The sequence below is a fragment of the Variovorax stachyos genome, from assembly GCF_051400855.1.
In the GTDB taxonomy this organism is placed as follows: domain Bacteria; phylum Pseudomonadota; class Gammaproteobacteria; order Burkholderiales; family Burkholderiaceae_C; genus Variovorax.
This window is the reverse complement of sequence record NZ_JBLFFN010000023.1, coordinates 13,543-36,833: the sequence shown is the minus strand read 5'-3', so window position 1 is coordinate 36,833 and position 23,291 is coordinate 13,543. Positions and strand designations below refer to the sequence as shown.

The following is a 23,291-nucleotide window of genomic DNA, read 5'->3' as shown; positions in this document are numbered from 1 at the left end:
CATGCCCATTGCCCTGATCAAGATCATCGAGGGGCGCAGCCCCGACAAGAAGCGCCGGCTGATAGAGAGTGTTTCGCGTGCCATGGCGGACAGCCTCGAATTGCCGGTCGACGCAGTGCGGGTCCTGCTCCACGAGTACCCCGCAGGCCATTGGGGACGCGGAGGGCAGGTCGTCTCGGACATTCGAGAGAAGGAAGCAAAGTGACGAACAAACTGAAGGTCGCGATCATCGGCCCGGGCAACATCGGCACCGACCTGATGATCAAGGTCATGCGCAACGGCAAGCACCTGGAGATGGGTGCGATGGTGGGCGTGGACCCGAGCTCCGACGGCCTGGCGCGCGCCGAGCGCTTCGGCATCGCCACCACGTCGGAAGGCATCGAAGGGCTGGTGAAGCTCGGCGTTTTCCGCGACATCGACATCGTGTTCGATGCCACCTCGGCGGCTGCCCACAAGCATCACGACGAGGTGCTGCAGGCCCATGGCGTGCAGGTCATCGACCTGACGCCTGCTGCGATCGGCCCCTACGTGATCCCGGCGATCAACCTCGATGCGGAGGACGCCGGCAACATTAACATGGTGACCTGCGGCGGGCAGGCGACCATCCCGATGGTGGCGGCCGTGTCGCGCGTCGCCAAGGTGCACTACGCCGAGATCGTGGCCTCGATCTCCAGCCGAAGCGCCGGCCCCGGCACGCGCGCCAACATCGACGAGTTCACCGAAACGACCCGGGCCGCGATCGAGAAGCTCGGCGGGGCAGAGCGGGGCAAGGCGATCATCGTGCTGAACCCGGCCGAGCCGCCGCTGATCATGCGCGACACGGTTTTCGTCCTGTCCGAAGCGGCCGAGCAGGCGGCGGTGGAAGCCAGCATCGCCCGCATGGTCGCGAGCGTGCAGGCTTATGTACCGGGCTATCGCCTGAAGCAGCGCGTGCAGTTCGACCCGATTCCGGCCGACCGGCCGCTCAACATCCCCGGGCTCGGCTTGCGGCACGGCCTCAAGACCTCGGTGTACCTCGAGGTCGAAGGCGCCGCGCACTACCTGCCCGCTTTTGCCGGCAACCTAGACATCATGACCTCGGCCGCGCTCGCCTGCGCGGAACTGATGGCGCAACGGCGCATCGCCGGCGGAATCGCCCGCGGGCTGAAGGAGCTTGCATGAAACCGGCCCAAGAGCTCTACATCAGCGACGTGACCCTGCGTGACGGCAGCCATGCCGTTCGTCACCAGTACGGCATCGCGCAGGTCAAGGCGATCGCCGCGGCGCTCGATGCCGCAGGTGTCGACAGCATCGAGGTCGCGCACGGCGACGGGCTCGAAGGCTCCAGCTTCAACTACGGCTTCGGCGCGCACACCGATGTCGAGTGGATCGCCGCAGTGGCCGAGACGGTCAGGAGCGCGAAGGTCGCCACCCTGCTGCTGCCCGGCATCGGCACCACGCATGACCTGCGCAATGCCTACGACGCAGGCGCGCGCGTTGTGCGCGTCGCCACCCACTGCACCGAGGCCGACGTGTCCCGCCAGCACCTGGAATACGCGCGCGAGCTCGGCATGGAGCCGGTGGGCTTCCTGATGATGAGCCACATGACCACGCCGAGAAAGCTGGCCGAGCAGGCGCTGTTGATGGAAAGCTACGGCGCGAGCTGCGTCTACGTCGTCGACTCCGGCGGCGCGCTCGGCATGGACGACGTGCGGCACCGTTTCCGCGCGTTCAAGGAGGTGCTGAGCGCCGACACGCAGACCGGCATCCACGCGCACCACAACCTGAGCCTCGGCGTGGCGAACTCGATCGTGGCCGTGGAAGAGGGCTGCGACCGCGTCGATGCCAGCCTGGCCGGCATGGGCGCCGGGGCCGGCAATGCGCCGCTCGAGGTGTTCATCGCGGCGGCCGAGCGCCAAGGCTGGCGCCACGGCACCGATCTTTACAAGCTGATGGATGCGGCCGACGACCTGGTGCGCCCGCTGCAGGACCGGCCGGTGCGCGTCGATCGCGAGACGCTGGCGCTCGGCTACGCAGGCGTCTATTCGAGCTTCCTGCGTCATGCCGAGGCGGCCGCGCAGAAGTACGGCCTCAAGACCGTGGACATCCTTGTTGAACTGGGCGCACGCAAGATGGTGGGCGGCCAGGAGGACATGATCGTCGACGTGGCACTCGATCTGCTTCGCCGGTCCGAGCAGGACCGCGTGCATTCCGGACTCGCGCGGAGCTAAGCAGCATGACCGGGCCACGTCAGCCCTGCATGGCGCAGCTCACTTGCGCACGTAGCTCGCAAGCAGGCTCCGCACCTCGTAGATGCTGAGCTTCTTGTTGAACCGCTTTTGGATCGGCGCGGCCGTCCCGAGATCCAGATGCTGTCGGCGAGCACGCAGTTGTCGTGGATGAGCTTGTAAGCGAGCAGGCGTGATCGACCCGCCGACCCGCGGCTTGGCTACTGCAGCAGGTGTCGACGCGCTGATGCGTCACCAGTAGGTTGGTGCGGTCCTCGGTGCCCCGGCGTTGAGGTTGTGTTCGGGATCCGATCGCGGATGCGGCACGCCGATTCCATTGAGCGCCAAGCGCGCGGCACGAAGGATGCACGCCGGCGTCTTCGGATTGCGCGCCCCTAAGAGGGAGAAAGTCAATCGTTGTCGAGCATCCGGCTGACCTTGTGGCCCGACCGAGGCGCACTCGCCGAGCTACGCAAGTCGATTCACCGCCGGCGGCGCCCACTGTCCGTCGAGAACCTGGCTCTTGGGTGAATACACGCGCATGGTCAGGTTGAAGTCTCCTGCCGGTGCCGGCAGCCAGTTCGATTCCTTGTCAGCCCCAGGCGACGCGTGCTGAATGTAGAGATCCAGCGATCCATCCGCGTTGTACTTGAGGGCATCGCGATCGCCGATGGCGTTTCGCTTCAGCTCGTTGGCCGATGGGAACCCATCCTTGTCATACAGCGTCACCGACCAGAATGCCTTCGCAGGGGGAATCTCGTCCTTGGTGAAGTGCTGGACGTACTTGTTCGCACCCGTCAGCGGCTTGCCATCGGCATCGCTGATGTTCAGCGGGTAGACGGCGTCTTCCGGCAGATTGGCGCCGAGACCGACCAACGCGACAACGGCTCGCTTGAGGTAGTAGTTCCCATACACGCCCACCGTGTCGGTGTTCATCTGCCAGCCGTTCACGACGCGAGCAAGCGTCGGGAGCTTCGCCCGCATGGCTTTCAAAGCATCTGGAGCTGCGCGCTTCAAGGCCTGCTGGACAACCGGATCGGCCTCCGAGAAGGCAAACGACTTTCCCGGCTCGATTCCGATCTGCCGCATCCGCGCGACGATCGGTTGGTCTGTGATGTGCGGCGGGTTCGCCTTCATCAGTTCCGCTGCATAGGAGAAGTATCTGTCCACGGGCATGGTGTCGACCTGCGTCATCGGGGGTGTCTTCATGTCCACCGTCGAATCGACCTTGGCCGCGACCGGCTGCGCAGGCTTGCCCAGCTGTGAAAGGGGTGTGATCGTGTAGCCTTGCTGCACTTGATGAACGGCGTCGTAGTCCCTGGGTCCGTTGGTCTGGGTGCGCCCGATGATCCAGACGTACGACGTCGGTGCATCGATGCGCTGGACCCCCTCGGGAAGCTTGCCCTGCCAGCCGGGCGGCACGAGCGCGAAGCGACCCTCGCTGGTGCCGGTCGTGCGCTTGCCGGGACAGGCAAATATGTCCGTCCACATATCGAGCATCGGCAACATGTAGAAGCGCCCCTGCGTGTCCGGGGTTGCGACCACCATCGGTTCCTTGGTGAGGTCCAGCCAGGCGACCGAGTACAAGGTGTCGAAGTTCGGCCGCACGACATCGCGAAACTCGGCGGGGGGAAATGTGGGGACGTGCGTGAACAGGTTCATCGGTCCGCGCCCGAACGCCTTGCCTGCTTCAACGTTTGTGGCCTGTCGCCGCGTTGCGTCCATCAGGACCAGTGGGTAAAGGTAGGTGTACGCCTCGATCCCGATCTCGTAGGCGTCCTGCTCGGTCAGTGTGGGGGTCTTCATGGTTGCGTAACTCCTCAGTGATGAATCGGATCAGCGGACAGGCAACTCGTCCGAGTTGCACTCATGGACGCTTCCGACTCGGTGTTGCTTGGAGGCGGCATCTCGCGCCAGCAGAATGCGAGGCGTTTGTCTGCATCGCGAAGGCTACTGCCGAAGCGGACCTTGCGCACCTTCCCTTTAGGGCAGTAGACCGCCAGCACCCGGTGCCGACAGTACGCTGCTATTGCCGCGCCATGACCACGCGCACGCGCTCCTCATGGTCGATGAAGTGGTCCGCGTCCGCGGCATCCTTGCCCAGGTCGATCTGCACCCAGTTGATCTTGCCGTTGAACCTGCTGCCGTGGGCCGTGTAATCGGGGCTGACGGACGTACCCGACTCGTAGCCGATGTCGGTCGTCTCGTCCGCCGAGAAGATCAACGGCTGCGTCTGCTCGACGCGGCCGTTGCCGACTTCCTTGCCGTCGCAGTAGAGCGTGACAGTGCCGCCCTTGGCCATGCCGCCGCCGTCATAAGCGAACTCCATTCGCACCTGCGTCTTCCCAGCCGGAATGGGCTTGGTGGCTTCGATGTCGAACGCCTTGATGCCCAGCACGTTGTAGACAAACTTGGCCTTGCCGCCTCTGGCGTACAGGCTCCAGCCGCCGAAGCGGCCACCCTGGGCGATGATCACTCCCTCGGCGCCCCCGGCTGCCACCTCCAGGTCAGCGGTGACTGAGAAGGACTTGTTCTTGATGTTGACCACGCTGTTCTCCGAAAGACGTCCCATGCCGGAGAACAGCATTTGCGAATTGCCCCTGACCAACGTGGGCCGACCGGAAAGTGCTGCGTCGAAGCGCTCGACGCCTCGGTCATCCAGCGGAAGCACGTTGTACTTCACCGCTTCGATCAACCACAGGCGCTGCAACTCGTGCAGCTTGTCCGCATTGTCTTTCGAGAGATCCTTTGCCTGCGTCCAGTCCTTGCTGCCGTCATAGAGCTCCCAGACGTCGTCATCGAAGGCCGCCGTCTTCTGACCGAGCATGACCCACGGCGTCCGGTGCTTCGTCACCGCGCTCCAGCCCTTGTGGTAGATGCCCCTGTTGCAGAACATCTCGAAGTACTGTGTCTCGTGGCGCTCGGCAGCCTGCGCGTCGTTGAAGCTGTAGAGCATGCTGGTGCCCTCGTACGGGCTTTGCATCACGCCGTTGACCACCGTGGGTTGGGGGATGCCTGCGGCCTCCAGCACTGTCGGCGCGAGGTCGATGACATGGCTGAACTGGTTGCGCGTGCCACCTTTTTCCTTGATCCCGTTGGGCCAGTGCACGACGATGCCATTGCGGGTGCCGCCCCAGTGGGAAGCCACCTGCTTGGTCCATTGGTAAGGCGAATTCATCGCCCACGCCCAGCCCACGGCGTAGTGCCCGTAGGAGTGTTCGCCGCCGAATTCGTCCAGCTTGGACATCATGAACTCGGGCGTCTCCAGCGCGGCCATGCCATTGAAGTTGGCCATCTCGTTGAAGGCGCCCTGGATCGTGCCTTCTGCGGAAGCACCGTTGTCGCCGACGATGAGATAGATGAGCGTGTCGTCGATGACGGGGCCAAGCGCATCGATCAGCCGTCCGACGTGATAGTCGGTGTGCTCCATGAAGGCGGCGTACACCTCCATCTCGCGCTCCAGCGCGGGCTTGAGCTTGGGATCCATCTCCTCCCAGGCGGGAATTTCCTTGTGGCGCGGAGTGAGCACGGCATTGGCGGCAATGACGCCCAGTTCCTTCTGCTTCCTGAACGTGATCTCGCGCTGCTTGTCCCAGCCGTGGGCGAACTTGCCCTTGTACTTGTCGATCCACTCCTTCGGTACGTGGTGGGGCGCGTGCGTGGCGCCGGGCGCGAAGTACATGAAGAACGGCTTGTCGGCCATCAGGGCCTTCTGCTGGCGCGCCCAGTTGATCGCCTTGTCGGTCAGGTCTTCAGTGAGGTGGTAACCCTCGGCCGGTGTCTTGGGGGGCTCGATCGCGGTCGTGCCTTCATACAGGGCCGGATCCCATTGGTTGTTCTCGCCGCCGATGAAGCCATAGAAATACTCGAAGCCACCACCGCCGGTGGGCCACGCATTGAATGGTCCCGCCGGACTGGTCTGCCAGACCGGCACCTCGTGGCATTTGCCGAACTGCGCCGTTGAATAGCCGTTGAGCTTGAGCGTCATCGCCAGCGGGGCCTTGTTGTTCGGGAGTACGGAGCTGTAGCCGGGAGCGCCGGTCGCGATCTCGGTGATGCCGCCCATGCCGACCGAGTGATGGTTTCGGCCGGTCAGGAGCGCTTGCCGCGTGGGCGAGCACAGCGCGGTGGTATGGAAGCGCGTGTACTTCAACCCGCCTGCGGCGAGCTTCTCGAAATTGGGAGTGTGGCACGGCCCACCGAAGACACTGGCAGCGCCATAGCCCACGTCGTCGATGAGGATGACCAGCACGTTGGGTGCGCCCTTCGGAGGCCGCACATCCCGGATCGGAAGGAACCTGGTGTCCGGATCCTTCGCGTCGTAGGTAGTCAAGCCCACTCGAAGTTGATCCGGGATAGGAAGTATCGAGCGTTGAATCGTGTCCTGTTCAGCCATGATGTTCTCTCCAGTGGAATGTGGGATCGGTGATTTGGTTGCCTCATGCAGCGTTCTGCTGCGTCATGATCTCGTCGGCATAGTGGCCCTGTCGAATCAGGTTCGCCATGGCCTTCATCGGCTTGTCGATGTGCATGAAGAAGGCCCTGTACCCGGCGCACAGGTAGTTCAACCCGTCCTCGCCGTCGGGCGTCTTGATGAAGCGGTTGCGCGGGCATTCGCCATAGCATGCGAAGAGCACCGGACATTCCTTGCAGTAGGCCGGCAGCGTGTCGTACTTGTTCTGGCCGAAGCGGCGCTGCTTCTCGGAAGAGACGAGCGTCTTGAGCGGCGCGGTGTTGATGTTGCCGATCAGGTGATCGGGCTCGACGTAGTGGTCGCACGAGTAGACGTCGCCGTTGTGCTCCATGGTCAACGAACCGCCGCAGGTCGGCGAGACGACGCAGGAATTGTGCTGCCCCATCCAGCTGCCCAGGGCGACGTCGAAGGTCGTCACATACACCTTGCCCACGTCGCGCTGCACCCATTCGTCGAAGATGCTGGTGAGGAACTTCCCGAACTGTTCGGCTTTGACCGTGCGGTCGGTTGCCAGGTTACCTTCCTGCTTGTACAGCGGCCGGTCGGTGCCTTTGTGCCCACCCCAGCCGCGGTTCGCGAACGCGATCGTGTGGGCAGTCGCGCGCTCGACGATTGGGATCAGCTGGATGTACTGCGCCTGCAATTCGTCGCGAAAGAACCGGTAGACCTCGAGTGGGTGATCGGCGTTGGCCGCATGGATCGTGCACAGGATGTTGACGTCGACTTCGTGCTTGCGCAGGCAGTTCCAGCCGCGGATCACATCATCGAAGCTGCCTTCACCCTTCTTGTTGATCCGGTAGGCGTCGTGCAGCGCACGCGGCCCGTCCACGCTCAAGCCCACCAGAAAGTTGTTCGCCTTGAAGAAGGCGGCCCACTCGTCGTCGACCAGCGTGCCATTGGTTTGCATCGTGTGCAGGATGCGCTGGTGCGGCTTTCGGTACCGCTCGGCCAACTGCACCGAGCGCTTGTAGAAGTCCAGCCCGCGCAGCATCGGCTCGCCGCCCTGCCAGGCAACATCGACCTGCGGGCCGGCGGACGATTCCATCAGCTGCCGGAGGTAGGCGTCCAGCGTGCCCTCGTTCATCAGCGGGCTCTCGCGGGCCGGATAGAGGTTTTCCTTGGACAGGAAGAAGCAGTACTTGCAGCCAAGGTTGCAGGCCGCGCCTGCGGGCTTGGCCAACAGGTGATAGTTGAGCGCAGATGTTGTTTCCATTTTGGATCTCCGATCACTGCCTGGAAGCGAGGCGAGTGACCAGCCCACGCAAGATGAGGTAGGGGACGATCGCCAGAAGAAATGCGACGACGATCGTTTCTCCTGGGTACACAGTGCGAAGCACCATGATCTGGTAGATCACATCGAGCGCGATGGCGAGCATGAACACCTTGCCGACGCTCTTCCAGCCGTCCTTGAGCATGTCGCCGCGGGTTGCCGGATGGGTTAGCAGGCCCCAGAAGTACGGTGGATTGCCCGCCTTGGCGTCCTTCAAGCCGGCGATGGTGGCGAAGATCACCGCCATCGCCGGCTGCAGAACAAACCTGAACTTCATCGGTCCGGAGACGCGGTCCGACATGTTCTCCATGACACGCATCCAGATTTCGTCCATTTCGAGCTACCTCCGTTTGTGGGGTCACCCCAAGGGCAACAGGATCAATCCGTAGACGAGTCCGCCGGTTACGAACGGGAGGAATCGCCCGTCCGATTCGGAAGGCAGTTCCATGATGGTGCTGTTCATGATGATGGCCCCGGAAAGAAAAGCCACCAATGGCGCCACCACGTGGTGCGGCAGCGCAAAGAGCTGGCCCGCGACCCATCCGAGCACGCACATGCCGGCCAGCACGAAGCGGCCCACGCGTTCGTAGACGGCACCGTGCTCGTGGCGCAGTGCATGGTCGACGGCGAGGAAATGAAACGCGATGGCCACCGCGTACAACGCGGTCGAAACGGCGGTCTCTTCGAGGTTGTGCACCAGCAGATACGCCACCAGCCAGGCATAGGCCGCAAAACCGGCCAGGTGGAGTCTGAAGCCCTTTGCCCCGTTGGCCGCCTCGGCGGGCTCGGGCAGGCGTTTTCGCAGGTGGTCCAGACCGTAGAACACCAGAAAACCCACCAGCGCGAAGAAGTAGATCGCCATGCCTTCGTATCGCAGATGCATGTTCACCGACGCCTTGAAGCTGCGGCGCGCTGCTGCCAGCTCGGGCATGACATGCACGAACACGTACGCCATGGCCATGCCGGCGCTGAACGAGATGACGCTGCGACGGTCCCGCACGATCGAGCGAAACGGATGCACACGTCCGCCCGCCAGGAAAACGGCCGCGAACAGGAACGCCGCGGCTCCTGTTTCGACGGCTTGGCTGGCTTCCATGGTGTGCTCAGAGCAGCTTCGAGATGATGCCGATGAACAGGAACAGACCCGTCACCGACATGATCAATGCCATGACGAACGAGGGCTGCAGGACGCGGACCCGGCGAGTTCCGTGCAGGCTCTTGATCCTGTGCCAGTACTCCAGCAAACCCATCACCATGGCCACGGTGCCCAGCCCGGTCAGGAAAAGGCCCATGACGCGCGGGCTGCTGGCATCGCCGAGGTCTACCCCTTTTTGCTCAAAGCCCTGAAGGAGTTTGTAGATCGTGAAGCCGAAGCTGATCATGGACAACGCCGTGCGTACCCACGCCATCAGCGAGCGGTCGGCCGCCATCACGGTCCGCTGCGTTGCGAGCTCGGTCCGCATCTCCGCCAACTCGTTCGACGACATCTCGTCGATGCTCTTCACCTCGGAGCTCGAGGGATGGTGGAGACCCTCCCACCAATCGCGAACCGTGGCGCGGGCTCCCGCCGCGGGCGCGATGACCGGTGTCGCCTTTTCGGTCGTCACTGCAAGCTCAGGCTACTTCTGGGCCGAAGGCGCGGCCTCGACGGAGAGTGCCAACGCCTGCGTGTACACCGCCTCTACCTGATCACCGACCTTGACCAGCTTGAGCTGCTTGGGATCCTGCACCCACAGATCGACCGTTTGTTCCGGCCCGCGCAACGTGACGGTCTGCCTCTTCGGATTGACGGCGACCACATCGGCAGTCACCTCGACCTGGTCCGCGATCACGCCCCCGGGGCGTTCGCCTGCCGCTGCGCGCGCGCCGCCGGTGGTCTCACGCGCACTGCGCAGCTCCTTGCCGCCCTTCTTCAGCGTGAGCGACAAGGCTTCTTCGTAGCGGACGGCGACCCGATCGCCGACCTTGACCTGCTCCAGGTTGCGAACGTCCGGCCCGACCCTCAGCGGGAACAGGTTGCCTTGAGGACCTTTGAGCGTCACGTGGCGCTTCGGTGCGTCAACCTCGGTCACGGTGGCGACGACAGTTCGTGTGCGGGTCATCGTCCCCTTGCCGGGCGACGTTTGGGTCACCGTTTCCGAGGTGTCTTTCGGCTGCGCGATGACGGGAGTTGAAAGCGCAGCAAGCAGCGCGGCAGCGATCAGGAGCGGTTGGTGCTTCATGTTGGTTTCTCCAATGAGAGTGGGGTTTGTGGTTGGGGTTGCGAAGCTCGGCAGACGACCCCTCACGGGGGCGTTTCTTTCCATCCGGCGCCCGGATCGAAAGCGGTCAGGCTTGGGGCAATGCGGCTTGTGTTCTTGCCGAGGTTCTTCTCGTAGACCCTGCCGTTGTGGTTGACAAGGAAGGTCATCACGCCGCTCTCACCGTAGGCGTTCGGGTATGCGACCATCGCAAAGCCCGCGAGCATGCGTCCGTTGATCACATAGCTGTATGCGCCGCCCGGCGCGCTCTTGCCTTGGCGGGTGAGGATTCGGAAGTGATACCCGCGGAAAGGGTCGCCCTTCTTGTGGCCGGCAAGGTATGCCGCGCTGTCCGCGATGAGCGGGCCGAAGGGACTGTCTTCCGCCCCGTTCGCTGCATCTGAAGGCCAGTACAAGCCGTCGTACTTGCCCGGCGTGCTGCGGATCTTCTGCGCATACTGAAGCACTCCGTCGCCATCGCGGTCGAGCGATGCGTACTCTCTTTGCGCGTCGAGGTATGCGTGCAGCACGGCGATGGCACTGCGCTCGTTGCCGCCGATGCGCCGGTTAAGAATCTCCTCGAATCCCTGCTCGGTGGCGAAACGCCAGTTGCTTCCTTGCCGCAGCAGCGGAATTGGCAACGGCCACGCCTGGGTACCCATCAGCAGCACGCGGCGATCGGGAACGTTGTCATCCAGAACGCGAAACGTCTCCAGCTGCGTGACGGCTTGCGCACGCCAGACGGCGTCGCTCGCAGGGTCGCCAGTGCTGACCAGGCTCTTGTGTTTTTCGCCGACGATGGCCACCAGGGCCGGTTCGTTGTTCGACTTCAGCGCCGCGACCAGCGCATCCACAGCGGATTCGGGTGTGGCAAAGGTCTGCTGTTCCGCAGCGGCGGAGGCCAGCGGCAGGACCAGCAGCAAGGCCAGCAGGAGTGCGGGACGGCGCGCCTTGGCCGCCAGTGAGGAGAAGAAGTTCATGTGTGTCGTCACTTCGCGCTCCTATCGACCGCCTCGCCCTACACCGGCGCGCCCCTGGCGCGTGCCGCGGTCGGGCATCGATGCGCTGCGGCTTGCGGCACCGCGCGAGCTGTCCATCTGCGCCTGGCGACCCGAACCGTAACCTTCGAAGGCGCCACTGCCGGTGCTGATGTTGCTTGGCTGGTACCGCGACGCGCCGCCACCAGTACCTGCGGCGGCAACCTGGGTGGAGGGTCGCGCCGCAACCGTGGACCCGGCGGCAGCACCTGCCGTACGGGCGTCACCGGCACGTGCCGGGCGGGTCGTGCCGACCGTGCCGCTGACCTGGCCCGGCTGCTTGCCGGACTTCCATTGAGTGGATCCGCCTGCAACTGCGGCGGACCGATTGACGTTCACGTTGCCGGTGTTGATGTTGCCGGTGTTGACGTTCACGTTGCGATTGACATTGATACTGGCGTTGCTGCCGTAGTGGGCGGCGTAGTGGTTTCCGTTCCATGCCGAACTGATGGCCGCGCCCCAGACCAGACCGGTGGCGAACGCTGCGCCGGGTGGGTACGGGTAGTAGTACACCGGATACGGCGAAGGGTAGTAGCCCCACGCCGAGTAGCCGCCGGTGACAACCACCGTTGTCGGGTTGTATTGAGGCACGTAGATCACCTGCGGATCAGCAGGGACGATCTTGATGACCTCTTTCTCGACCACGACGACCTGCTTGGCGTCGGTCTTCAGGTTGCCGGCCGACTGCGTCTTGCGGCGAAAGGCCTGCACTGCTTCGAGTACGCCGCCCTGGTCGGCCACGACGGCCTCCCCGAGTGCCGCGGTCCAGTCGAGATCGCCGCTCATGGCCTTGACGACCTCGGGGTAGTTCAGAAGCGACTTGATCGCGTCGTCCGACTTTTCGTCGACCGGCGCCTTCGGATTGGCCTTGCGCTTCTCGAGAAAGCGATCGGCTTGCACGACCTGCAGCGGGTTTGTCGCTGCGGGCAGGATGATGGCAACCAGGTCGTCCGGATACAGCGCAATCCGGCCGACGAGCTTTTCGAGAGTCTCGGCAGGGATCGCCGCTACCGCCACCGCGCTGGCGGACGGAGCCTGCGCACGCACGCCCGACATCGAGCAGGCTGCAGCCACCGCAGTGACGAGGACGAGCCTCGGCCAGCGGACATCGCGGCGGGTGTGGCCCAGAGCAGGGAAAGGCGTCGTCACGAGTACTCCATCATGGTTACGGGGCCGTGGCATCCAGCTGCCAACGCGCCGGGGCGTTTTCACCATCGAAAAGTCGCGCCAAGCATGGGTCCGTTGAAATCCAGATCCTGGATGCTTCTTCCCGACTTCATCTCATAGGAGAGATAGCGCCACATGAGAGAGAGCTCCCCCCATGAGTACGCGTAGCTGACGCCTGCGGCAACCTGCCATGTGAGCTTGGAATCCCCGGTGCCGACGTCGACGTAGAACGGCGCCGACCACCGCGAGCCCGGTCCGAAGGCGTACCGGCCCTTGACGCCTATGACACCGTCCCACAGGGTTTCGCTGTGGCGCGAATCGCCGAAACGGGCGGCCGGCGGCACGGGCCCAAGATCGCCCACGATGATCCAGTTGAGGCCCTGCTTGAGTCGGAACATGCGTGCACCGGCAAGCAGGTCTACCTTCAGCGCGGGATCGGACACCACCCTGTACTGGCCGGCCACCGTCCAGATCGCTCCCTTGAGGTCCAGGTCGAGGTTGGCCGCGGTACCCGCCGGTAGCCCGAAGTCGCCGATTCCGAAGTTGCGGCTGTTTTGCTTGCTGGCACCGAGGTTCAGGTAGATGAGGTCCGTGAAAACGCCCCAGCGTCCGTTGTGGGCGTCGAACGTGCCCATGAGCGTGAATTGCAGGCTGTCCAGGATCTTGTCGACGTCCACGTTGATGGGGATCCCGCCGCCGCTTGTCGGTGCACTCGTCGAGCCGCTCATGCTCGGGAGATAGCCGTAGATGGAGGCACCGTAGTGCCAGCTCCTGCCCCCCGCATCGAGGTGCGAGCTTTGCGCCGCGGTCAAGGTTGGCACCAGCGGGCACATCACTGCCGCGAGTGCGGCGAGCATGCGGCGGAGGCGAAGCTGAAGAGTCATGGGTGAAGTCGAATGGCTCGGGATGAAGAAGGGATGGAGCGCGTCGAGCCCGCGCGCTCCGATCCGGCGCGTCATCTGATGGTGTAGCCGCGGCCCTCGAGGCAGGCGGCGCGGGCCCTGGCAAAGCCGGCCTGCTGCTGCTGTGCGGCCGACGCGTGCTGTTGCTCTGCCGACCTGGCGGCGGCGGCGTTCTGCCTGCGACTTTGCCCGCGCGCAGCCACCGCACCGGCCGCCGCACCCGCGCCAGCGTCGCCGCCGACGACCTCACCGACAACCGCCCCCCGCACTGCACCGCGGGCGCCTGCGCCAGGGGTCGTCCCCGTCGCCGTCGTCGGTGGCTTCGCAGCGGGTGGGGGCGTGGACGGCTTGGCCGGATCGAAGCCGCTCTGCTGGACGGCCCACGAATGACAGGCAGCCTCGTCGCCCTTTTGTTGTTGCGGCGTCTGCCCCTTGGACGGGTACACGTACTGCTGCGCGCCCACCTCAGACAAGAGCATGGCGCCCAACGCCAGCAAACACAGGGTCCGTTGAGTCATCGCGTTTTCCTCGACTCATGAATGAATACGCACTGTGGGCGTCAAGGTCTTCGGCGTCTACTGCCCGAAGGGGAAGGTCTGCGCTGGGGCATTTAGCGATAGCCTTGGCGCCAAGGACGAGCGCCCTGCGTTGCGCATGCGCTGCTTACTTCCCATGACCGAAGAAACTCTTCAAGCCGATGCGCCGCCAGGCACGACCTTGCGATACGTGCTACTGCTCAGGGGCGCATGCAGCGTGCTGTTCGCGCTCTACTTTCTGGTCGCGCCTCTGAGCAGGGAACTGCACGGACTCACCCGGGCTGGCTACTACGCCTTGGGCGATGGGGTACTCGCTCTCGCCCTTGCAGCTGCGCTCTTTCGTGATCCCCGAGGCCAATGGTTGTTTGTGCTGGCCGTCGTCGACGCGCTGGTGCGCCTTGCGCTGGGAGCGATGATTCTCGCGAATCCGAGCTTGAATGCGTCGGTCCTGCTCGGCGCGCTGTTCTCGGTGACCATCGTCATTGCCTTCATTGCGCTCGGCAGCTTGGGAATGCTGTTCGTTGCGGTGGGACGACTGGGACGTGACCCTGGCTCGAATGTTTCCCGTGGCGGCGCATGGCCTGCCTTCATCGCAAGTGCATGTGCATTGCTGTTCGGCATCGGGCTGATCGTCGGACTTCCCGGCAGCGAGGATCGGCGCTTGCTCGTCGGCGCCTACGCGCTCGCCCTCGGCTTGACCCTGCTGCTGACCGGTCTACGCCGATCGCAAGAAAGTCCCTGAGATCACCCGATCGGCCGGCTGATCATGGGCTCAAGGGATATCTGCCGCTACCCGAGCACGAGGTTGGGCGCGCTGGGTATCGCACTCGGCATTGCGGTTCTTGCGTCCTGCGCCAAGGCGCAGTCGTTGAGCGAGTTCATCCTGGCCGACGCCAAGCTTCAGCAGCGTGCCAACGGCGTGCTTGCGCTGATGAGCTATTCGGTCGTGCCCGATCTTGCTTCGAGTTCGCTGTCGATCGACAGCCCACGAACCGGCAACCCGGCGATTGCAATGTCGCAGCTCGCCGGCGGGTTCACCATCAGCCGGTCGATGCCGCTCTACCTGGAGGGCGGCATTGCCGCCAGCCGCTATGACCCGACGTTCTATGCAACGAACGGCCGGGAGGAGCGCGCGGTCCCTCTGAAGTGGAACAACGTCGCGCTGACCGGAGGAATCGGGTGGGACTTTCCGTTGACAGCCGATCTCAAGTTCAGGCCCATGGTCAACGTCGCGATCGGCCGTGTCGCGAGCGATCTGGCGATCGCAAGGACCTACCTTCAAGGGATCTCCGGGCGCGAGTTCGAGTTTCTCGACAGAGGCCATCTCGACGCCTACGGCCTCGGGGGGTCGCTCATGCTGGACTATGAGCGCTACAGGCCTGACAGCGAGATAGACATCGAGCTGCGCTACACCAACATCAGGCTGCAGAGCTACGGCACCACTTCGCCGGCGGTAGAAGGTCATGCAGATGCCGTCACCGTCAGCCTGTGGAGCCGTTATCGCGCGCCGACCGGACTGACTGCGCTGGACCGCCCGGTGCGCTATGTGCTCGAGTACGCGCATACGCGCTACCTCGGTGATCAAGCCGGTGTGCTTGGGTTCTCTCACTTGAATTCTGTCGGAATCGGGCTTGAACTCGACTCGAGTGCGCACGACATCTTCATCACCCGCACGCGCCTGATGCTTCGCTACATGTTCGGCAAGAACGTCTCTGGCTTCTCGGTCGGACTGGCGGTGAGCTTCTAGGTAGGCGCGCGGCCTTGCGGGGCCACCCACGGAACTTAAGCGATATTGACAACGCGGGGCCAATTGGTGCAATGTCCGTCAGTTCCGCCCACAACAAAAAGCACAGATGAGGCGGATCGAGCGTCGCTTCATGGTTTCACGTCCATCGTGCACCCAAAAGACGGCGCACCGAGGAGAACGTCGATGCCGATGAGATCAGGCAGGTGCCTGGCAACGCAAGGCGGCGACCAGCCGCCTGTCTCCGCCCTTTGCACTGGCACCGGCCGGCTGACGCCAGATCTCCGCCAACCGGGCCGGCCGTCCAAGCTCGTTTGGTCGTGAGTTGGGTTACCGCCATCTGGTCGATGATCGCCGCAGCGTGCCTCACACTCGCCGCGGTGCACTTCCCGATCTGGTGCAAGAATCGGGCGGCGCGGGCCAGCCTGTACTTTTCGCTGACTGCCATCGCGATCACAGCCCTTGTGTTCTGCGAGTTGTGGATGTTGCGGGCGCAGACCCCTGAAAAGTACGCCACCGCCGTGCGGTGGACCCATGTGCCGGTATGGCTGGTCATGCTCTCGCTCATCGGGTTCGTGCGTGCGTACCTGGAAGCCGGACGTTGGTGGTTGGCATGGTGCGCGATCGGCATGCGCACCATGGCATTGCTGGCCAACTTCACCACTGGCTCGAATCTGAACCTGCTCGAGACCACCGCAGTGCAGCGCGTTCAGTTTCTCGGTGAGCAGGTATCTGTCGCAGTGGGCGTGCCGAACCCCTGGATGCTGCTTGGCCAACTCAGCCTATGGTTGTTCGTGATCTTCGTCGTGGACGCAAGTGTTGCCGCATGGCGACGCGGCGACCGCCGAAAGGCGGCGGGGTTCGGCGGCAGCATCGTGTTCCTTGTACTTGCCGGTGCGGCCCAGGCCGTGCTGGTGTTCTGGCAAGGCATCGAAGCGCCGCTCACCCTGAGCCTGTTCTACCTCGGCATCATCGCGGTAATGGCTTACGAGCTGAGCCGCGACGTGTGGCGCGCGCAAGAGCTCATCGTCAAGTTGGGTGAAAGCGAACAGCACATGAGCCTGGCCGCCGATGCGGCGAATCTGGGAGTCTGGACGCGGGATGTGGCGAGCAATGAAACGTGGGTGAGCGGCAGGTGGCGCGAGCTGTTCGGATTTGCGCCATCGGAGCCGCTGAACCTGGAGGGCCTGTTGCAAAGGGTTCATTCCGACGATCGCGATACGGTGAGGCGGCTCCTCGGGCAGGCGGTGACCGGCCCTGGCAGATACCACATCGAATTCCGCGTGGTTCTGCCGGATGGGGCAACGCGCTGGATCGCGGCACAGGGCAGGGCGGAATTCGACTCGCGGGGCCGCGCGATCCGCACCCGCGGCGCCGCCATGGATTGCACAGCGCGCAAGAAGGCCGAACAGGAGATGCGGCTCCTGCACCAAGAGATCGCGCACGTGGGCCGCGTCTCGGTCATGGGGCAACTCGCGACCGCACTGGCCCACGAGATCAATCAGCCGCTCGGCGCGATCCTGCGCAATACGGAAGCCGCGGCGCTCTACTTGGAGGATCCATCGCCTGATCTCGACGAAGTTCGCGCGATCCTGGACGACATTCACAAGGACGACCAACGTGCAGGCGCGGTCATCGACCGGATGCGCGCATTCCTGCGGCGGCAGGATATCGAGATGCGACCGCTGGATGTCGGCGAGCTCTTCAGTGACGTCGCGGCGTTGCTCAAGCCGGACGCCGCCGCACGGCACGTCAAACTGGACCTGGATGTCCCGAGGGATGTGCCGTCCGTGGCCGGTGACCGCGTGCATCTTCAGCAGGTGCTGCTCAACCTCGTGTCCAACGGCATGGATGCGATCGACGAGTCCAACCGAAACAGTCGGCGCGTCGTACTCAGCGCAAAGCGCGACGGCGCACAGTCCGTGGAGATCGCCGTCAGCGACAGCGGCGGCGGCATCCCGGCTGAAAAGCTCGGACGCGTCTTCGATCCCTTCTTCACGACAAAGCCGAAAGGGATGGGCATGGGCCTGTCGATCTCGCGCACGATCATCGAGGCGCACGGTGGCTGGCTCTGGGCCGAGAACCACATCGGGGGTGGGGCCAGGTTTCTTTTCACGGTGCCAGCTGCTGGAGAAGGATCGCCATGACTACGACCTCACCGATCGTGTACATCGTCGATGACGATGCGTCTTTTCTCAAGTCCATGGCTCGCCTGCTGTCTGCCAGCGGGTTCATGGTCAGGACGCACGCTTCTGCGAGCGACTTCCTGGTGCATTTCGACAACGACACGCCTGGCTGTGTGGTGACCGACCTGGAAATGCCCGAATTGACCGGGCTCGACCTGCAATTGGCGCTCGCACACACACCCAATCCGCTGCCGCTTCTCTTTCTCACCGGTCATGGCGACATCGCCTCTACCGTGCGCGCGATGCGCGAGGGCGCCGAAGACTTCCTGGAGAAGCGTGCGCCGAAGGAAGAACTGCTCGACGCGGTTCGCCGCGCCCTGGAGCGGGGCGCCCACGAGCGCCAGGCGCGCGTCCGCAGGAGCGGGTTGCGTGCGGCCTTCGACACACTGACCGCACGGGAACATGAAGTGCTCGCACACGTGTTGCGGGGAAGGCTGAACAAGCAGATGGCCGGCGACCTTGGAATTAACGAGCGCACGGTCAAGCTGCACCGGACGGCGCTGATGATCAAGTTGGGCGTGCGCTCAGTTGCCGCGCTTACGCGGCTGGCTCAAGAGGCGGGCATATTGAACGACGAGCCCTTGCAGACCTTCCCTTACGGGCAGTAGACGGCAGAACTCCGAGCGCACACAGTGCTTATCGATCTTCCGATGAGCACTCCTCCCATCTACGTCGCGGTTGTCGACGACGATCAAAGCCTCTGCCGTTCGTTCGGCCGGCTGCTGCGTGCGGCCGGCATGCAGCCGGTCACCTATGCCTCTGCGGAGGCGTTCCTTGCGGATACGAAGCAACCCCGCTTCGATTGCCTCGTTTTCGATGTCCAGCTCGGCGGCATGTCCGGCATCGAACTGGGACAGCGTCTCGCCGCCGAAGGCAATCACCCACCCATCGTCTTCATTACCGCATATGACGACCCCGAAACCCGTGCCGAAGCAATCGGCGCGGGATGCGCGGCTTACTTCCGCAAGACGGATTCCGGCGCCGAGGTGCTGGAGGCCATTCGCCGTCTGGCGATCTGATTCGCATGCCATGAAATCGTCACTGCGCTCTCTCGTTTCACCGCCGGTCGCCCGGATCGGCCGGCCGTCCACCCACCGATCCAGGAGAAAACCTTGAGCAACGACAAGCTGGTTCATCAGGATTCCCTTCCGTTTCCGCCCGCACCGTCTGGCAGTATTGCCGGACGCACGATGCAGGAGTCGCTCTACAGCCCCAAGCCGTCGCCGAGGCGCCTGCCGGACGATGCGCCGAACATCCTCATCGTGCTGATCGACGACGCCGGCCCGGGCCTGCCCACCACATTCGGCGGTGAAGTACATACCCCGACGCTGGACCGTATCGTCAAGGAAGGGATTGCGTACAACCGTTTCCACACCACGGCCATGTGCTCGCCCACGCGGGCGTCGCTGCTAACCGGGCGCAATCATCACCGCGTCGGCAACGGGCAGATCGCGGAGCTGGCGAACGACTGGGACGGCTACTCCGGACACATTCCCAAGAGCAGCGCGCTTGCGGCGGAGGTGCTGAAGGACTACGGCTACAGCACCGGAGCCTGGGGCAAGTGGCACAACACGCCGGCTGAGGAGACCACCGCCGCCGGTCCTTTCGAGAGCTGGCCCACCGGCCTGGGCTTCGAGTACTTCTACGGGTTCCTCGCGGGCGAGGCCTCGCAGTATGAGCCGAATCTGGTGCGCAACACCACGGTCGTGCTGCCACCGAAGACGCCAGAGCAGGGCTATCACCTGAGCGAGGATCTCGCCGACGACGCCATCGGCTGGCTGCGCAATCACAGGGCCTTCCAGCCCGACAAGCCGTTCTACATGTACTGGGCGAGCGGCGCGATCCACGGACCGCACCACGTCATGAAAGAGTGGGCCGACAAATACACGGGGAGGTTCGACGACGGCTGGGACGCGTACCGCGAGCGCGTCTTCAAGCGCGCCAAGGAAAAGGGCTGGATCCCGGCCAATGCCCAGCTCACACCGCGTCACGCGACGATGGCTTCCTGGGACAGCATTCCCGAGGACGAGAAGCCCTTCCAGCGGCGCTTGATGGAGGTCGCTGCCGGCTATGCCGAGCACGTGGACGTGCAGGTCGGTCGGCTGGTCGACGAGGTCGAGCGACTCGGCTACGGCGACAACACGGTGATCTTCTACGTCTGGGGCGACAACGGTTCGTCGGCGGAGGGACAGAACGGCACCATCAGCGAACTGCTGGCACAGAACGGCATCCCGACCACCGTCAGGCAGCACATCCAGGCGCTCGAAGAGTTCGGCGGCCTGGACGCGCTCGGCTCACCCAAGACCGACAACCAGTACCACGCCGGCTGGGCCTGGGCCGGCAGCACACCCTACAAGGGCACCAAGCTGCTGGCCTCGCACTTCGGCGGCACGCGCAATCCGATGGCGGTGCGCTGGCCGGCAAGGATCAAGCCGGATGCGACACCGCGTGAGCAGTTCCATCACTGCAACGATCTTGTCCCGACCATCTACGAAATCCTCGGCATCACCCCGCCGCGGGAGGTAAACGGAGTCCCGCAGGATCCGATTGACGGCGTGAGCTTCGCCTATTCCTTCGAAGATCCGAAGGCGAAGGGCCGGCTGCTCACCCAGTACTTCGAGATCATGGGCAGCCGCTCCATCTATCACGACGGCTGGATGGCTAGCGCCCTCGGTCCGCGCCTGCCGTGGGTGCCCGGCACGCCGCCCGGTATTCACGAGTGGACGCCGGACCAGGACGTCTGGGAGCTCTACAACCTAGCGGAGGATTGGGCCCAGGCCAATGATCTCGCCGCCACGATGCCTGAGAAGCTGGCGCAGATGAAGCAGATCTTTCTCATCGAGGCGACGAAGAACAAGGTCCTTCCCATCGGCGGTGGCCTCTGGGTCCTCGCGCTTCACCCCGAGTTGCGCATTGCACCGCCCTACACGGAGTGGACCTTTGCAGGGGATACCGTCCGCATGCCGGAGTTCTGCGCACCTGCGTTGGGCAACAAGCCCAATGTCGTCACCATCGACGCCGAGATTCCGGCCAACGCCAACGGGGTGCTCTACAAGCTGGGCGCGAACTCGGGCGGCCTGACCTGCTTCGTCGAAGACGGGATCCTCTGCTATGAGTACAACCTGTTCATCATCCAGCGCACCAAGATCCGCGGAAAGGACGAGCTGCCCACCGGCAAGGTGAAGATCGAGATAGAGACAGCGTATGTCGTGCCCAAACCCGGCGGCCCGCTGAAGGTGACCATGAAGGTGAACGGCAAGTCAATCGCCGAGGGCACGGTGCCGATCAGCGCGCCCCTGCTGTTCACCGCCAACGATTGCCTCGACATCGGCATCGCGCTCGGCTCGCCGGTGTCCCTGGACTACTGCGAGAAGACGCCCTTCAAGTTCAACGGCGGCATCCAGCGGGTGCACGTACGGTATGTGACGGCGAAGTAGGAAAACACCGGCGGTTTTCGATGAGTGCACTCAGCCCCACCAGCGGCGCCCTGCGCATGCAGCAGGAACCTGCCGACTTCTCTCTGATCGTCGGTGGGCCTCTGTTCGAGCTCTGTCGGCGCACGCGCCTGACCACGGACGCGCTGGGGTTACTGCACCGTCGCGTTATTGCGACGACGTTGTTGGCCTGGGTGCCCCTGCTGCTGCTGTCGATCGCCGAGGGGAGCGCCTGGGGCGACAAGGTCACGTTGCCCTTCGTCCTCGACGTGGAGATGCATGTGCGCCTGTTGCTTGCGCTGCCGCTGTTGATCGTAGGCGAGGTGGTGGTCCATCGGCGCATGCGATCGGTGGTGCGGCACTTCCTCGAGCGCGGTCTGATCCCGGATGCGGCACGATCGCAGTTCGACGCGGCCATCGCCTCTGCGATGCGCCTGCGCAACTCGGTCGCAGCGGAGGCGCTGCTGGTCGCCCTGGTCTATGGCGTCGGCGTGCTGTTTGTCTGGCGCACCCAGGTGGCGCTCGACGTGGACAGCTGGTATGGCGTGGCGGTGGATGGCAGCTTTCGACCGTCTGTGGCAGGTTGGTGGCTCGGCCTGGTGAGCTTGCCGTTGTTCCAGTTCCTGCTGGCGCGCTGGTACTTCAGGCTGTTCATCTGGGCGCGCTTCCTGTGGCAGGTCTCGCGTATCGAATTGCGGCTGCTTCCCATGCATCCGGATGGCTGCGGCGGGTTGGGCTTTCTCGGCCTGGTGCGCCTCGCCTTCGCGCCCTTGTTGCTGGCGCAGGGCGCGATGCTGGCCGGGATGATCGCCGAGCGCATCTTCTTTGCCGGCGCCGAGTTACCTGAATTCAAGGTCGAGCTCGCTGGCATGGTGGGCGTGATGGTGTTCGTGATCCTCGGGCCGCTGCTGGTATTCAGCCGTCAACTTGAAGCGGCCGAGCGCACGGGCATGCGGGAGTACGGCACGCTGGCGCAGCGCTACGCGCGGGAGTTCGATCAGAAGTGGCTACGCGGAGGCGCGCAGGCAGACGAGCCCCTCCTTGGCAGCGCCGACATCCAGTCGCTCGCCGACCTGGGCAACAGCTTCGAAGTGGTGAAGAGCATGCGCTGGGCGCCGTTCACCTGGCACACCGTGCTGCAGCTGGCAGTGACCACGCTGCTGCCCGTATTGCCGCTGACGCTCACCATGTTCTCGCTGCAGGAACTGCTGGATCGTTTGCTGAAGGTCGTCATCTGATGATGCCGGTCAAGGCTGCATTCGACGCTTGAAGGACAACGCATGACCGCGTCCGCGCTTCCGAATACGTCTCGCTGCTGGGGTGTGTACGTCGCCGCGATGCTGCCGCTAGTGACCCATGCTCAGGAGGCCGAAGACCTGGCCAAGAAGCTCTCCAACCCCATCGCCGCTCTCGTCAGCGTGCCGCTGCAATACAACTACGACCGTCACTACGGGGCGGACAAGAACGGCCACAGGTCCTACCTCAATGTCCAGCCGGTGGTTCCGTTCTCGCTGAATGCGCAGTGGAACGTCATCAGCCGCACCATCCTTCCGATCGTCGCCCAGCACAACGTGCAGCCCGGCAGCAGCCAATCCGGCGTCGGCGACATCACGCAAAGCCTCTTCTTCTCACCCAAGGAGCCGACGGCAGGCGGCCTGATCTGGGGAGCTGGGCCGGTATTTCTGCTGCCCACCGGCAGCGACGACCAGCTCAGCACGCGCAAGTGGGGGCTCGGCCCGACAGTGGTGGTCCTCAAGCAGCAAGGGCCTTGGACCTATGGCGCAGTGGCCAACCATATATGGGGGGCGGGCGGCGACAGCGCTCGCCCGAACGTCAGCAGCACCTTCATACAGCCATTCCTTTCCTACACGACCCGCGACGCCTGGACCTTCGGGATCAACACCGAATCGAGCTACGACTGGAAAGCCAAGCAATGGTCCGTTCCAATCAATCTCACGGTGAGCAAGCTCGTGAAGTTCGGCAATCAGCCGGTGAGCCTCGGCGCCGGACTGCGCTACTGGGCAGAGACCTCGGATGGTGGCCCGCATGACATGGGGTTGCGCCTCTCGGTGACCTTCTTGTTTCCGAGATGAG

At 64.0% G+C, this 23,291-nt stretch carries 22 protein-coding genes; 11 read left to right on the top strand and 11 right to left on the bottom strand.

Features of this window, described 5'->3' with window-relative positions:
* The first annotated feature begins 1 nt into the window (after position 1).
* Genes ACMGEZ_RS26595 through dmpG form a run of 3 tightly spaced genes read left to right on the top strand, consistent with a single transcriptional unit; the run spans position 2 to position 2,210 of the window.
* A complete protein-coding gene (locus tag ACMGEZ_RS26595; protein ID WP_436825281.1) occupies positions 2-205 on the top strand; it encodes a tautomerase family protein in 204 nt (67 codons plus the stop codon).
* Positions 202-1,161, top strand: coding sequence for an acetaldehyde dehydrogenase (acetylating) (locus tag ACMGEZ_RS26590; protein ID WP_436825280.1), 960 nt, complete (start codon positions 202-204; stop codon positions 1,159-1,161). Before ACMGEZ_RS26595 ends, ACMGEZ_RS26590 begins: the two co-directional genes overlap by 4 nt.
* Positions 1,158-2,210 (top strand): 4-hydroxy-2-oxovalerate aldolase, encoded by a 1,053-nt coding sequence (dmpG, locus tag ACMGEZ_RS26585; protein WP_436825279.1) that lies wholly within the window; start codon positions 1,158-1,160, stop codon positions 2,208-2,210. Before ACMGEZ_RS26590 ends, dmpG begins: the two co-directional genes overlap by 4 nt.
* Positions 2,211-2,675: 465 nt before the next feature.
* Here the strand turns inward: dmpG and ACMGEZ_RS26580 are convergent, their stop codons facing one another.
* From ACMGEZ_RS26580 to ACMGEZ_RS26530, 11 genes are all read right to left on the bottom strand, one after another.
* Positions 2,676-4,013: a DUF1254 domain-containing protein gene (locus ACMGEZ_RS26580; RefSeq protein ID WP_436825278.1), complete on the bottom strand. Its 1,338-nt coding sequence runs from the start codon at positions 4,011-4,013 to the stop codon at positions 2,676-2,678.
* A gap of 220 nt (positions 4,014-4,233) precedes the next feature.
* Complete coding sequence (locus ACMGEZ_RS26575; protein ID WP_436825277.1) at positions 4,234-6,540, bottom strand: sulfatase-like hydrolase/transferase; 2,307 nt, start codon at positions 6,538-6,540, stop codon at positions 4,234-4,236.
* 106 nt (positions 6,541-6,646) lie between these two features.
* Entirely contained in the window at positions 6,647-7,894 is a 1,248-nt protein-coding gene (locus ACMGEZ_RS26570) for an anaerobic sulfatase maturase (RefSeq protein WP_436825276.1), read from the bottom strand.
* Between the two features lie 13 nt (positions 7,895-7,907).
* Positions 7,908-8,285, bottom strand: a complete 378-nt coding sequence (locus ACMGEZ_RS26565) for a hypothetical protein (RefSeq protein ID WP_436825275.1) — start codon at positions 8,283-8,285, stop codon at positions 7,908-7,910.
* Positions 8,286-8,309: 24 nt separating this feature from the next.
* Positions 8,310-9,047 carry a hypothetical protein gene (locus tag ACMGEZ_RS26560; protein WP_436825274.1) on the bottom strand — a complete coding sequence of 246 codons (738 nt, stop codon included), beginning with the start codon at positions 9,045-9,047 and terminating at the stop codon, positions 8,310-8,312.
* Positions 9,048-9,054: 7 nt separating this feature from the next.
* Complete coding sequence (locus ACMGEZ_RS26555; protein ID WP_436825273.1) at positions 9,055-9,558, bottom strand: YidH family protein; 504 nt, start codon at positions 9,556-9,558, stop codon at positions 9,055-9,057.
* 12 nt (positions 9,559-9,570) lie between these two features.
* Positions 9,571-10,173: a hypothetical protein gene (locus ACMGEZ_RS26550; RefSeq protein ID WP_436825272.1), complete on the bottom strand. Its 603-nt coding sequence runs from the start codon at positions 10,171-10,173 to the stop codon at positions 9,571-9,573.
* 62 nt (positions 10,174-10,235) lie between these two features.
* Positions 10,236-11,171, bottom strand: a complete 936-nt coding sequence (locus ACMGEZ_RS26545; protein WP_436825271.1) for a DUF2950 domain-containing protein — start codon at positions 11,169-11,171, stop codon at positions 10,236-10,238.
* A gap of 21 nt (positions 11,172-11,192) precedes the next feature.
* Positions 11,193-12,377 (bottom strand): DUF3300 domain-containing protein, encoded by a 1,185-nt coding sequence (locus ACMGEZ_RS26540; RefSeq protein WP_436825270.1) that lies wholly within the window; start codon positions 12,375-12,377, stop codon positions 11,193-11,195.
* Positions 12,378-12,436: 59 nt separating this feature from the next.
* Entirely contained in the window at positions 12,437-13,354 is a 918-nt protein-coding gene (locus ACMGEZ_RS26535) for a hypothetical protein (protein WP_436825269.1), read from the bottom strand.
* On the bottom strand, positions 13,351-13,815 hold the full coding sequence (locus ACMGEZ_RS26530) for a glycine zipper family protein (protein WP_436825268.1): 465 nt from the start codon (positions 13,813-13,815) through the stop codon (positions 13,351-13,353). Before ACMGEZ_RS26530 ends, ACMGEZ_RS26535 begins: the two co-directional genes overlap by 4 nt.
* A gap of 154 nt (positions 13,816-13,969) precedes the next feature.
* On the opposite strand from ACMGEZ_RS26530, the gene ACMGEZ_RS26525 reads away from it, so the two are divergent.
* The 8 genes from ACMGEZ_RS26525 (at position 13,970) to ACMGEZ_RS26490 (ending at position 23,290) form a co-directional block, all read left to right on the top strand.
* Positions 13,970-14,575, top strand: a complete 606-nt coding sequence (locus ACMGEZ_RS26525) for a hypothetical protein (RefSeq protein WP_436825267.1) — start codon at positions 13,970-13,972, stop codon at positions 14,573-14,575.
* A 126-nt stretch (positions 14,576-14,701) separates the two neighbouring features.
* On the top strand, positions 14,702-15,580 hold the full coding sequence (locus ACMGEZ_RS26520; RefSeq protein WP_436825266.1) for a hypothetical protein: 879 nt from the start codon (positions 14,702-14,704) through the stop codon (positions 15,578-15,580).
* Positions 15,581-15,924: 344 nt separating this feature from the next.
* Entirely contained in the window at positions 15,925-17,724 is a 1,800-nt protein-coding gene (locus ACMGEZ_RS26515) for a sensor histidine kinase (protein WP_436825265.1), read from the top strand.
* Positions 17,721-18,371: a response regulator transcription factor gene (locus ACMGEZ_RS26510; RefSeq protein ID WP_436825264.1), complete on the top strand. Its 651-nt coding sequence runs from the start codon at positions 17,721-17,723 to the stop codon at positions 18,369-18,371. The genes ACMGEZ_RS26515 and ACMGEZ_RS26510 overlap by 4 nt, the downstream gene beginning before the upstream one ends.
* Positions 18,372-18,413: 42 nt before the next feature.
* Positions 18,414-18,782 (top strand): response regulator transcription factor, encoded by a 369-nt coding sequence (locus ACMGEZ_RS26505; protein WP_436825263.1) that lies wholly within the window; start codon positions 18,414-18,416, stop codon positions 18,780-18,782.
* Between the two features lie 93 nt (positions 18,783-18,875).
* Positions 18,876-21,200: an arylsulfatase gene (locus ACMGEZ_RS26500; RefSeq protein WP_436825262.1), complete on the top strand. Its 2,325-nt coding sequence runs from the start codon at positions 18,876-18,878 to the stop codon at positions 21,198-21,200.
* 56 nt (positions 21,201-21,256) lie between these two features.
* Positions 21,257-22,435, top strand: a complete 1,179-nt coding sequence (locus ACMGEZ_RS26495; RefSeq protein ID WP_436825261.1) for a hypothetical protein — start codon at positions 21,257-21,259, stop codon at positions 22,433-22,435.
* Positions 22,436-22,477: 42 nt separating this feature from the next.
* Positions 22,478-23,290 (top strand): transporter, encoded by an 813-nt coding sequence (locus ACMGEZ_RS26490; protein WP_436825260.1) that lies wholly within the window; start codon positions 22,478-22,480, stop codon positions 23,288-23,290.
* Position 23,291 lies beyond the last annotated feature (1 nt).